This window comes from Paraburkholderia agricolaris, assembly GCF_009455635.1.
GTDB lineage: Bacteria > Pseudomonadota > Gammaproteobacteria > Burkholderiales > Burkholderiaceae > Paraburkholderia > Paraburkholderia agricolaris.
Map to the genome: position 1 here is coordinate 1,213,036 of NZ_QPER01000002.1, position 11,674 is coordinate 1,224,709.

An 11,674-nucleotide genomic window follows, 5' to 3' on the forward strand; every position below is an offset into this window, starting at 1 on the left:
ATGGTTTTGCCCCGGCAAAAACAGGCGATCCGGTGTAAACGCGGGTTTGCGAAAAATCGTAGTCGCAACGCGCCCGGAGGCGGATATCGGCGCGGGCGTCCGGACGAGGTGGAGCGGCGCCGGGCCCCGGCGCGAAATCCCGCCGCTAGCGCCGCACCAGAGCACGCACGGCTCGTGCCGCCATCGGGTGCCCCATGTCCGGCGCAATGAAATGCGCCACCTGGCGCCCGGCGAGGTCGACCGTCACGTAGTCGTTCGGCGCTTTCGTGCTGAGGCCGTCGGACGCCGAGTGATACTCGATCCGCAACTGCGCTGCGGTGACGACAATGCGCAAATAGCCGTAATTGGTGTCGTCGTAGTTTTCCAGGACGACCTGGTCCGTAGTGGCCGACGCCGCCTGCATGATCTGCGGCGCGCGGATAGCGGGCGCACCTTGCGCGGCGAGCTTGACCAGACCGTGCCCGCCGTTGCCGCACACCAGGTAGGGAATCTGCGTGCCGTCCGCATTTCGCGTACGGGTAAAACGCTGATAATTGTGGGCGTGACCGGAAAGGAACGCATGCGGCCACACGCCGTTGGCTTCGCAGATTTTGTCGATCTGCGCCAGCATGTCGACGCTCGATCCGTGGCCACCCGCGCTATACGGCGGATGATGATTCGCGATCAGCAGCGCGCCGCTGAACTTCTCGGCTTTGACACGCTTGAGCGCGGCGTCGAGAAAGTCGAGCTGCGTAGTCCCGATTCTAGGGCCGGCAATTACACCGGGATCTTCGAGCGTGTTGCTGTAAATCAGCAGCACGCGCATGAATGGGGCCTCGAACGTGAAGAACACGCCCGGCTGGATTTGCGCCGTGCGCGACAAGCCGCCGGCTTCGGGTGTCACGGCGAAGCTCTCCGCACAAAAATTTCGCAGATACGCGGTGAGACTGGCGGCGTGCGCCTCGGGCGACACCATGCCGTCGTGGTTGCCGGCGCAGGCGAGGATCGGCGCCGGATAGTCTCGATACGGTTCGTAAAACTGATCGTAGTAGTACTGGCCCTCGCCGAAGTTATAGACCACGTCGCCGAGCAGCAACGCGAATTGCGGCACCTCGCTGGCACTGGCTTCATTGAAGTCGGCGGTCAGTTTGTCGGCCACTTCGTTCTGGGTGGCCGGGCCCTTCGTGTTGCCACAATCTCCCAGCGCATGAAACACCAGTTGTCCGGCGGCTGTGATTCTGTCGATGGCGGTTGCATTGCCGCCCATGACGTCAGCGAGAGTGAGCTGGGGCTCTACGCCGCCTCTGGGTGCGGGAAAGGGCAACGGAAACAGCTTGTGCTCCGCATTGAGTAGGTCGATTTCCTTGTAGGCCGCGTCGTCCGATGGATGGGGCACGCGAAACACCGTTGGATCCGCGGTCGGCTGAGGCTGCGCGAATACGGGCCTGTCCAGCAGCCGTGGCCGGAGCGCTGTGGCGGCGGCAGTTCCCGCCGGCTGTTTTGTGCCGCTGGCGAGTGCGGCGGCCTTTTTGCCGGATGCCGCGGTCTTGCTGGACGACTGTCGCTTGCCTTCTGCTTTCGCCGTGCTTTCTTTTGCCTTGGCTTTGGATTTCGACTCGCGTTTTGTCGACATGAGCGCCTCTTGAGGAGTAAGCGGGGTGACAGGTCAGCGGCTTGTGCCGGTGTATTCATCGAACCCTACGACACGCGTTTTGCGGAAAAGTGTCAGGCGGTGTCGAACAGGGGCGCCGTGATCTTCGACGCTGCACGCGACGTGCGGCGGGACTGGCCGCAAGCAAGTTATGTCGCGCTATGTCACGGCCCGTTCGAATCGCCCGAAAACCCTTGTCCTGTGGGCCTCTGCCGCGGTGAAACAGGGTGACATATCTTCGCTGCTGATTAAGACCGCGCGTCCTTCTATAGTCCGTTCGTCGCCACGCCGCAGTGCGCAAAAGTGGCCCGAAATCAGGAAGGACTTTCCATGAAAAACTGCTCGTTCATCGTTCCGGCCAACGCCGCACCCCGGGCCCTCGTGACGACCGCCGCATCCGCACGCAGCGCGCTGCGCAAGCTTGCGCTCGGTGCAACCGTCGCCGTACTCGCGCTCGGAAGCGGGTCGGCTTTCGCCTGGTCGCAACATGGCACCGCCTACACATCACGCGGCACCTACAACGGCGCGCGTTACGGCTCATGCGGCGGTGGCAGCTGTTCGCATGCCGGCGGCGTGGCCGGCCCCTACGGCGGTTTGGCGACCAACACCGGCACGGTGACCCGAACCGCCCCAGGCCAGTTCTCGAATTCAGGCACGGCGACCGGACGTTACGGCAACCAGGTCCAACATGCGGGCGACACCAATTGCGCCGGCGGCACCTGTTCGCATACCGGCAGCCTCACCGGACCGGACGGCAAAACCGCAACTACGTCCGGCGATGTGCGCAGAACGGCGCCAGGCCAGTATTCGTCGTCCGGATCGATTACGGGCTCGAACGGCAACACGGTCAACCATTCGGCGTCCACCAACTGCGCCGGCGCTTCATGTTCACGTTCGGGCACGGTGACAGGGTCTGACGGCGGCACAGTGAATCACTCCGGCACGGCCACGCGGGTTGCTCCGGGTGTCGTGACGACATCGACTAGCGCGACGGGCACACGCGGCAACACGGTGACGACAAGCGGGACCGTGGTGACCACGGGTGTGGTCGCGACGGGCAGCACGACGGTCGTGGTTGCACCGAAGCCGGTTGTCGTCGTACCGCCGCCGGCTGTGGTCGTACCGCCGCCGGCTGTGGTCGTACCGCCCCCGGTTGTGTATGTACCGCCGCCTCCGGTGGTTTATGCACCGCCGCCGCCCCCGCCAGCCGTATATGTTGCGCCGCGCGTTGTTTATGTAGCGCCCGTGCCGCGTCCTGTTGTGTGGGTGCCGGGGCACTGGGTGGGCAACGTCTGGGTGCCGGCGCACTGGTCATGAGTGAAAACCTGCGAGCGGGAGCCGGCGGCGAGGCCGGGCGTCCCGGTCCGCCGTGGATGAGCGGGCAGGCAAACGCGCGGACGCCCCGGTCACGTTTCAACGCGCCACACAGGTGGACGTTTTGCAAGGTAGCCACGCTGGCGGCGATGATCGTGGCGATGGGTGTGGCGATTGCAGTGGGAGAGGACGCCGCTCGCACTGAAACGTATAGCGCGCGTCGAGCGATTGAACATCAACAGGATTGTTCGACGAAATACGCTGCATTGCTCGATCTTGCCGAATTGGCGAGACGCGACGGCAAATCGTCCGAAGTCGTGGTGCGCGGGCTGAGCGATCGCGGCGGCGTAATGAGTGAATGTTTGCCGGCTGGCAAGCGCGCCGGGGCGGGGTAGGCGCGCGAATGGCGTAACGGCCATTCGCGCTTGTCAGAAGGGCTATTTCAGCTAAGAAAAGCCCCGACTTGTGGCCACTGACTCGTGGCTCGTTATTGGCGGCCCTGCTGTTGAAGATACTGTCTGACGTCGCTCAGGCTCACGCTCCCCTTGTGGCTTGAATCGATCTGGTCGAAGTGCTTGGCGACATAGCCGAGCCCCGCAGCCTGGGCCTGGGTTTTCGTGACCGCCGCGCCATTGCTAAGGGCCGTATTTGCGCCCAGCCGCGCTTCGAGCCGTTGCTGGGCTTCCTGCTGCAGCGCCGTACCGGTCGACGGCGCGACAGGCGCTACACGGTTTTGAGGAAAGAACGGACCGTCGACACCTCTCGCTCCGCTTGGCGGTGTGGCTGGCGCCACCGCTTGCGGCGGTAACGCGTGCGCGCTGCCAATCAGGCATCCGAGGACGAGTAACGGGGACACACGCCGCAACATATCGAAAAGGGACATGATGACTCGCATTGATTGAGTGAATAGAGTATCGCGAACGAGGCGCATCGCATCAGTTCAGTCAGGGTGCCGTGGCTTGCGCTGTGGCGGTCGGCTGACTGGCGGGGCTCTCGTCGCGCCACGGCGGGGGCAGCGTCCAGAGCGCGAGCGCATCCGGAATCGGCGTGCCCCGATAGAAGCGCACCAGATCCCGTTTCATCCGCGGCCGGGCGACGTCGTCCAGATAGATCATATGCCCACCCTGGAAGAAGTTGACCTGCAAATCCGGATTCAGGCCGGGCACCGTTTGCAGCCGCGCCAGTTGTTTCTCGGTATTCAGGAACGGTGTGGCGAGATCATGAAAACCGTTTTCCGACAGCACCTTGAGTTGCGGGTTGAGCGTCAGCGCACCCAGCAGATCGGGGATCGTGTCGGGCAGGGGTTGCCCGTCATGCGAGAAGTCCCACACGTTGATGATGTTGTCGTTCAGCGGCAGGTAAGTCGCGTTCGGCGCGGTATATCCCAGGTAGTCGGGCATCTGCGTCGCCAGCGCCGTGGTGAACGGCTGGGAGATCAGGATGTCGGAAGGGTCTCCATCGTTTTGCAGACGCGGATCCGAATTCGGCAATGACACGCGTCCGTCGTAGCGGCCGATTGTCGTGCCGGGCAGGAGGCTCGTCGAGAACGGGTTCGCGCCGAAGTAGCCCTGCAGCGCCTGGGTGGTCAAACTGGATGGGAAGGTCCACGCCTGAAGCGTTTGAGCACTTGGAAACACCGGCGTACCCAGCGCGTCCGGTATGCCGAGTTGACTGAGCACCCACGATTGCGAATACCGCCTGAACTGGTTGTACGCAGCCGTGACGAACAGGCTGGTCTGGAGTGCGTACAGATCCTGATTGAGCGGTGCCGGCGACACCTGGTTGTAGTAGGCAGCGACTTCTGCGTAGCCGGGGAAATAGCCCGCCAACGTATCGGTGTCCAATGCCAGTGCGCTCGTCGAGTTCGTAATGGCGACAGCCTCGATCGCATCCGCGAAATAGTTCAGGATTGACGACTGCAGGACGATGCCGGTCAGATGCACGCCGGCCGACTCGAGCGCCAGTGCGAGCATGTCGGTGCGAGGCGTGCCGTACGACTCGCCGTACAGATAGATCGGCGAACTGCTGCGGCTGTTGACCGTCAGATAGCGTTGGATGAAGTCACGCATGATGTTGACGTCTGCGTCGGTCGTCCAGAACTTCTGGTTCGTATTCGGCAGAATCGCCTCCGAGAGACCTGTTCCGGGCGGATCGATGAAGACCATGTCCGTGGTGTCGATCAGGCTGTCCTTATTGTCGACGATCGGATAGTTCGGCCAGTTCCCGAACAGCGGGTCGGGCGTCGCGACCCGCGTCGGCGCGAACGAGCCGAGCCGCAGCCAGATCGAAGCGGAGCCGGGGCCGCCGTTGTAGACAAACGTGACGGGCCGCGGCGAGCCGTTGGTACTCGGTGCGGTGTACGCGACATAGGACATCGTGGCTTCGGGGTTGCCGCTTGCATCGGAGGCCGTCAGATGGCCGGTGGTCGTGGTGTAGTTAATCGGCGTTTTGCCTAACTTCCACTGGTAGTGCATGATCGCAGCCTTCTCCGAGGCCTGAGCCGGCGCGAGGCCATCTGTGGCGTTGCCTGAATAGGCGACTGGATCGATATAGGTTTGATTGGCTCTTGATGCTTGCGCGGCGGCCTGTTCGGGGGTGAGTTGCTGATTCGCCGCAGTCTGCTGCATGCTCACAGCCGTGCCTGAGGAAGAACCGCTGTCTCCTCCGCCGCAGCCTCCGAGAAGCATGATTGTGACCGCTAAGGTTCCCATGGCCGGCAGCCTGCCTCGACGATAATGGCTATGGCCGGTAAGACGCTCGTCTCGTTTCATCTCTATCCTTGGTGGTGGGTTCAGATACCGTTTCACAAAGGCCGCTCGTGCCGGAAAAAATATATCGGAGTTCGAAATATTAACGGTGAATCATTGGCGTGCAGCGGTTGAGACCAACATGCTTCAAAGCGCCTAGATCTGTATCTCTATGCGGTATGCGTAGAATAACTAAATATCTGGATTAGATATTCCGGTGCTTTTAGGGATGCGTTTCCTTAATCGGATATTCGTATATTGGCGGCAGAAGAAAAATAGGTGACGCAACCAGAGTTTGTCAAGGAGGTGCCGAATTTCCGTAATTGCAACTTCGGAAAGTTGCACCTCAATGCGTGCGTGAGTCAATCAGCCTATGGGCGGAGCTGGTTTGAGTTAATCAGCTATTTATTACGAAATTAAATGTTTTTGTTTGTTAATCGTAATAATTAAATTTCCAGGCCCGTCAGATCGCGTTCCAGAAAAATCGCACCCGCGATGGGATTAAAAACGTAAGCGGGGATCGGCTTGAAACCAAGCTGCGCATAAAGCTGTTGTGCAGCGCGCATATCGGGAAGTGTATCGAGACGAATGCGCGTATATCCGGCTTGCCAGGCGATTCGACAAATCAGGGTGGCCAATTGCCTGCCTACCTGTTGGCCACGCCCGGATGGACGGGTATAAAGGCGCTTCATTTCGCAGGTCGACTCATCCAGCGGACGCATTGCAACACAGCCAACCACATCTTCATTATTTTGAGCGAGAAGAACGCACCCGCGAGGCGCTGCGAACTTGCCGGGTAACTCTGCGAGTTCCGACTCGAAATTCTGGAAGCTCAGGTCGACACCCAGGCTTTCGGCATACTCGCGAAAGATTTCCCGCACAACTTCAAGCTGTTCGGGAAATCGGGCGGGATAAATTTTCACCATTCGCACGTCTTGCGTCGCTATCGTGTTATCGCCGGGTCTTGTTGCCATTGCTGACGGGCGTTCATTCGGTTTTGTCCTGCCCCAGTGGGAAGCGGATCTCGAATGTGGTTCCAACGCCCTCGTGTGACGAAAAGTCGATCTGAGCGTTCAACAGGTGACAAAGCTCCTTGACGATCGCGAGGCCTAGGCCCGTGCCGGGAATATCGTCGCCCGCAGCGCGTTCGAATTCGTCGAAAACCCGGCGTGCATCCGAAGGTGCGATGCCCACGCCCGTATCCGACACACGAATCAGCCAGTGCTCCGCGCCGGCCGTTGCGAAGGCCAGTTCGATCTTGCCGGACTTCGTGTACTTGGTTGCGTTGGAGAGCAGATTGACGGCAATCTGCTTGAGCTTGAGACGATTTGAGGTAGCCACGGATAGTGCCGGGTCGAACGTCGAGTGCAGCTTGAGTCCCTTCACCTCGATGGCAGGACGCGAAGAGGCGACGAGTTCATCGTACAGCGCGCGCAAGTCGACCTGTTCGCTTGCGAGTGGCGTGTCGTCGCCCAGTACGACAGAGTACTCGACCATCTGGTCGACGAGTTGCTTCATGTCCGCGGCCTGCCGCGTAGCCAACGCCAGCGCGGTCTCTGCTTTTGCGGGCGCGCGGCCGATCAGTTGCAGCGCGATCGAAAACGCGTTCAGAAAATTGCGCAGATCGTGGACCACGCTACGCGTGATCTGCATGCGCGATTCATAGAGATCGCCGACCAGCCGCTGCTTGAGTGTCAGTTCGTGATTGACGCGCTCGAGTCTGCCGGTGTACTCGTCGATCTTGCGATCCCGTTCGCTGACCGCCTCCTTGATCGACGTGAGCGTCACCATGCTGAGAGTTTCGGCAACCATGCGCCGTGCCCGGCTTTCGTGGCGGCGCGTGAATGTGCTGTTCTGGCCCGCGAATTCTTCCAGTGCTTCATCGAGCACCTGGTGAAACAGGTCGAGTTCGCGCACGAGTTCTTCGATCCGATAGCCCTGGCGCCAGCGGACCATGCCGTGTTGTCTCGCATCGCGTTCGATCGCCGGTTCGACGCGTTCGAGATCTTCGACGTCGAGCGCGCGGCACAGTCCTTCAAGAATTTCCGGCAGGTGATCGGCGAGTTGCTGGTACGTGAGCTTGTCCGCTTCGACGAGGTCGATATCGCCGAAAACGGTTTTCATCCATTGTTCGGTCAGGCGGGTTCGCTGTTCGCGAACGAAATCGGCAAATTTGCGCAGCGGGCTAAGGCGTGTGTCGGTCATAGTGGGTGCGTCGGGGTGAATTTTCCACCCCATTATCACCGCAATTTTTGCCAGTGGAACATCTCTTGCAGAAGCGTGACCAGCTGAACAGCAGGTTTGACGTAACCGCCGCCGGTGCTCCCATTCAAGCGGCTCCGTGCCCGGCAATCTTTGCCGTTCGGGCACGGGCAAGCAAGGGCAACGGCTCGACCTTACCGACCACGAATAGATACGACAGGGCGCCAACCACGCATAGCGATCCCGCAACCATCAGGGGAATCACAAACGAACCCTTGGTGATCGCCAGCATGACGCCGGTGAACGTGGTGATGAAAATACCGGCGAGATTTCCCGCAAAATTCTGAATGCCGCCGAGCGATGCCACATGTGCCGGTGTCGGCGCCACTTCACCAACCAGGGTCCAGACATTGGCGCCGGCGAACGACAAACTCGCATAAGCGAGCGCGAACAACGCGAGGCACGCCCACGTGCTTTGGACGAGCACCGAGAGCGCGATTGACGACGAGAGCAGCATGCCGGTCACAAGGCATGTCTTGCGTGCCGCGGTTGCGCTCCAGCCCCGCTTGAACAGACTGTCCGACACGAGGCCGCCCAGCCAGCCGCCGGGAATGGCCAGCAGCGCCGGCAGCATGCCCCACGTTCCGAGCGACGCGAGCGAGAAGCCACGCGACTGCAGCAGATAACTCGGGAACCACGTAATGAAAAAGTAGATCGCAAAGTTCAGGCAGAACAGCCCGATCATCATGCCCCACACCGTGCGGTAACGAAACAGATCGAGCCACGACACGGTGCCGGCGGTTTCGGCGTCGCTGGCCGCGGTGACCGTGGTGGGCGCGCTGCGTTGCGCCAGCAAGGCGTCGACCGCCGCGGGGGCAATCGCGCGGTAGCGCTCCGGGTCGCGATAGATGAACCACCACGCGAGTGCCCACACCACACCCAGACCTCCCGTTATCACAAACGAACCACGCCAGCCGACAATGGAAATCAACCATGCGACGAGCGGCAGCGAAAGTGCCGATCCGACGCGTGAGCCGCTGTCGAAAATGCTGCTCGCGAGGCCGCGTTCGCTGCGTGGAAACCAGTTGAACGCGACCTTGGCAAACGACGGAATCGCCGCCGCCTCACCCACGCCGAGCATCAGCCGCACGCCCACGAGTTGCGCGAGACCGCGTGCCGCGCCGGTCGCAATCGTGAAGGCCGACCACCAGCCCACCGCCAGCGCCAGGCTCACGCGCACACCGACCTTGTCGATGAACCAGCCGGCCGGCAGTTGCAGGAACGCGTAGGTCCAGAAGAACGCGCTGAGCACGAGCCCCATGCCGACAGCGTCCAAACCCAGCTCCGCACGAATGCTCGGCGCGGCGATCGCCAGATTGGCCCGATCGACAAAGTTGATGACGTTGGCGAGGAAACACATGAAGATCATGGTCCATCGGATGCGTGGCATGGAAGTCTCCGTCCGGATTGTGGTTATGAGGGCGCCGGCCGGGTCGTCCGCCAGGGCCTTTTTCTGAGTGTTTTATTCGGGCTTCAGGACAGCTTGTCCATTGCTTCCCACAGGCCGTTGATATAGACGGCGCCGAGTGCGCGGTCGTACAAGCCATAGCCGGGCTTGCCGGTTTCGCCCCAGATCATGCGGCCGTGATCCGGACGGAAATAGCCAGTGAATCCGGTGTCGTGATACGCCTTCACGATCGCGGCGATGTCCAGCGAACCGCAACTGGACAGATGGGCCGATTCTTCGAAATCGCCCTCGGGCGTGATCTTCACATTGCGGATGTGCGCGAAGTGAATGCGCCCCATGCCGCCGAACTCGCGCACGAGTGCTTCCACGTTGTTCTGCGGTCCGGCGCCGAGCGAGCCCGAGCACAGTGTCAGGCCGTTGGCCGGCGAGTCCACGATCTTGACGATGCGCGCAAGGTCGTCGCGGTTCTTCACGATACGCGGCAAGCCGAAGATAGGGCGCGGCGGGTCGTCCGGATGAATGGCCATCTTCATGCCGCATGCGTCGGCGACAGGAATGATCGCTTTCAGGAAATATTCCAGATGCTGCCAAAGCCGGGTTTCGTCGACCTCGCGGTACTCGGCGAGCAAGGCCTTCAATTGCTCGGGTTGGTAGCTCGAATCCCAGCCGGGCAGCGCAATGCCGTTGTTCGGGTCGATCGCTTCGATTTCCTTCGTGCTGAACGCGAGACAGGTCGAACCGTCTTCGAGGGTTTTCGACAGCTCCGTGCGGGTCCAGTCGAACACCGGCATGAAGTTGTAGCAGATCACCTTGATACCGGCTGCCGCGAGATTCCGGATGGTTTGCTGATAGTTGGCGATGAGACGGTCACGGCCTGGCTTGCCGAGCTTGATGTCTTCATGCACGGGCACCGATTCGACGACTTCGAAGCGAAGACCGGCCGCCTCGATCGTCGATTTCAGCGCGGTGATCTTGTGCGCGGGCCACACTTCGCCCACGGGTTCGTCGTAGATGGCGGAGACGATATCCGTCATGCCGGGAATCTGGCGAATGTACTGCAGCGTGACGGGATCGGACTCGCCGTACCACCGGAAAGACATCTTCACGACTTCACTCCTTTGATTGACTGCACAGGCCTGGCTGGTTGGGGACGGCAACATGCTGTTCAGTGTTGTCCAGCCTCCCGATTCAGCCGGATTATGATTGGTTGACCAATTTGATGCGATAGTGGTTTACCAGTCTATGGCCGCACAGAACTTTGTCCGCTGGCGATGAGCAGGCGGCGGGCCGTGGATTGAACAACGTGAAAGGTACTGATACGTGAAATTGGTGTACCATTTTTCGGCGAGGGCCGAAGGTGGCGCCTCGCTATGCCTACCCGCGAGCATTTGATGACCGATCTCTCCACCCAGCCATTCGCCCATCGACAAGACGCAGAAGCCGCGGACCGCTCCTATATCGGCCTCGCGAAACAGATTCACGCGTTGATCGCTGCATCCGGAGATTTCGAAGCGGGCTCGAGATTGCCGTCGGAGCGCACCCTGGCCGACAAATTCGGCGTGAGCCGCACCCAGGTTCGCGAGGCGATCATCGCGCTGGAGGTGCAGGGCGTGGTTGAGGTGCGCGGCGGCTCGGGCATTTATGTGTCGGCAGGGATCGGCGCCAAACCGGTGACCTTCGAGTTGCCACGCGGCCCCGGCCCGATCGAAACGCTGCGCGCGCGCGCATTGATCGAGTCCGAGGTGGCGGCGCTCGCGGCGACCGAGCGCAAGGATAGCGACCTCGACCGTATCTTCTCGGCGCTCACAACAATGCGCGAACAGATGCACGACAAGCAGGCGAACGACGCGGCGGATCGGCAGTTTCACATGCGGATTGCCGAAGCCACCGGCAATACGGTGTTATTGCACATGGTCACCGCGATGTGGGACTGCGCGCGAAGCGATCCGCTGTGGGCCAAGATCGAGGAACACTTTCATACGCCGGCAATGCGCGCAGCCTCGCAGGAAGACCACCAGCGCATCTTCGCCGCCATCATGAGCCGCGATCCGGTTGCCGCGCGTGATGCGATGCAGGCGCATCTGTCGCGCGTGGTGGGGGAGTTTACGCAAGCCTGGCGATAAGGCGGCGTGGTGAGCGCCGCCATGTCGCGTTTCACTATTGCGGCGCGAACATGGCGCAGTTATGCACTGGTGTACTTTTGGCACCACGCCGGTTTATTTTTTTGACGCGGTATTTATTTTCGATGTCATATCATCGCGCTGTTCTTTTTCGATAGCGCTACTCGTAAGACGCGCTCGCGTAATCCAATTG

At 61.0% G+C, this 11,674-nt stretch carries 10 protein-coding genes; 3 read left to right on the top strand and 7 right to left on the bottom strand.

The features are described from left to right. Positions 1–145: 145 nt before the first annotated feature. Positions 146–1,612, bottom strand: a complete 1,467-nt coding sequence (locus GH665_RS26850; protein WP_153140286.1) for a metallophosphoesterase family protein — start codon at positions 1,610–1,612, stop codon at positions 146–148. 348 nt (positions 1,613–1,960) lie between these two features. On the opposite strand from GH665_RS26850, the gene GH665_RS26855 reads away from it, so the two are divergent. Next, positions 1,961–2,947 (top strand): hypothetical protein, encoded by a 987-nt coding sequence (locus GH665_RS26855; RefSeq protein ID WP_153140287.1) that lies wholly within the window; start codon positions 1,961–1,963, stop codon positions 2,945–2,947. Then, positions 2,944–3,339 (top strand): hypothetical protein, encoded by a 396-nt coding sequence (locus GH665_RS39215; protein WP_246216377.1) that lies wholly within the window; start codon positions 2,944–2,946, stop codon positions 3,337–3,339. Before GH665_RS26855 ends, GH665_RS39215 begins: the two co-directional genes overlap by 4 nt. Positions 3,340–3,431: 92 nt before the next feature. On the opposite strand, the gene GH665_RS26865 is transcribed toward GH665_RS39215, so the two are convergent. From GH665_RS26865 to uxuA, 6 genes are all read right to left on the bottom strand, one after another. Continuing rightward, positions 3,432–3,827, bottom strand: a complete 396-nt coding sequence (locus tag GH665_RS26865) for a hypothetical protein (protein ID WP_028198246.1) — start codon at positions 3,825–3,827, stop codon at positions 3,432–3,434. 61 nt (positions 3,828–3,888) lie between these two features. After that, complete coding sequence (locus GH665_RS26870) at positions 3,889–5,715, bottom strand: S10 family serine carboxypeptidase-like protein (RefSeq protein ID WP_153140288.1); 1,827 nt, start codon at positions 5,713–5,715, stop codon at positions 3,889–3,891. Between the two features lie 422 nt (positions 5,716–6,137). Next, complete coding sequence (locus GH665_RS26875; RefSeq protein ID WP_153140289.1) at positions 6,138–6,617, bottom strand: GNAT family N-acetyltransferase; 480 nt, start codon at positions 6,615–6,617, stop codon at positions 6,138–6,140. Between the two features lie 61 nt (positions 6,618–6,678). Beyond that, positions 6,679–7,896 carry a sensor histidine kinase gene (locus tag GH665_RS26880; protein ID WP_153140290.1) on the bottom strand — a complete coding sequence of 406 codons (1,218 nt, stop codon included), beginning with the start codon at positions 7,894–7,896 and terminating at the stop codon, positions 6,679–6,681. 124 nt (positions 7,897–8,020) lie between these two features. Further along, positions 8,021–9,343: an MFS transporter gene (locus GH665_RS26885; RefSeq protein WP_153140291.1), complete on the bottom strand. Its 1,323-nt coding sequence runs from the start codon at positions 9,341–9,343 to the stop codon at positions 8,021–8,023. 83 nt (positions 9,344–9,426) lie between these two features. Continuing rightward, the gene (gene uxuA / locus GH665_RS26890; RefSeq protein ID WP_174771760.1) at positions 9,427–10,467 is read right to left on the bottom strand and encodes a mannonate dehydratase; all 1,041 of its coding nucleotides are present in this window, start codon (positions 10,465–10,467) and stop codon (positions 9,427–9,429) included. A 285-nt stretch (positions 10,468–10,752) separates the two neighbouring features. Between uxuA and GH665_RS26895 the strand changes: the two genes are divergently transcribed. Continuing rightward, a complete protein-coding gene (locus GH665_RS26895; RefSeq protein ID WP_153140292.1) occupies positions 10,753–11,484 on the top strand; it encodes a FadR/GntR family transcriptional regulator in 732 nt (243 codons plus the stop codon). Positions 11,485–11,674 lie beyond the last annotated feature (190 nt).

Excerpts from the sequence above, each read along its gene's own strand:
- GH665_RS26850 (WP_153140286.1), bottom strand. The coding sequence starts at position 1,612 with ATGTCGACAAAACGCGAGTCGAAATCCAAAGCCAAGGCAAAAGAAAGC.
- GH665_RS26855 (WP_153140287.1), top strand. The coding sequence starts at position 1,961 with ATGAAAAACTGCTCGTTCATCGTTCCGGCCAACGCCGCACCCCGGGCC.
- GH665_RS39215 (WP_246216377.1), top strand. The coding sequence starts at position 2,944 with ATGAGTGAAAACCTGCGAGCGGGAGCCGGCGGCGAGGCCGGGCGTCCC.
- GH665_RS26865 (WP_028198246.1), bottom strand. The coding sequence starts at position 3,827 with ATGTCCCTTTTCGATATGTTGCGGCGTGTGTCCCCGTTACTCGTCCTC.
- GH665_RS26870 (WP_153140288.1), bottom strand. The coding sequence starts at position 5,715 with ATGAAACGAGACGAGCGTCTTACCGGCCATAGCCATTATCGTCGAGGC.
- GH665_RS26875 (WP_153140289.1), bottom strand. The coding sequence starts at position 6,617 with ATGGTGAAAATTTATCCCGCCCGATTTCCCGAACAGCTTGAAGTTGTG.
- GH665_RS26880 (WP_153140290.1), bottom strand. The coding sequence starts at position 7,896 with ATGACCGACACACGCCTTAGCCCGCTGCGCAAATTTGCCGATTTCGTT.
- GH665_RS26885 (WP_153140291.1), bottom strand. The coding sequence starts at position 9,343 with ATGCCACGCATCCGATGGACCATGATCTTCATGTGTTTCCTCGCCAAC.
- GH665_RS26895 (WP_153140292.1), top strand. The coding sequence starts at position 10,753 with ATGACCGATCTCTCCACCCAGCCATTCGCCCATCGACAAGACGCAGAA.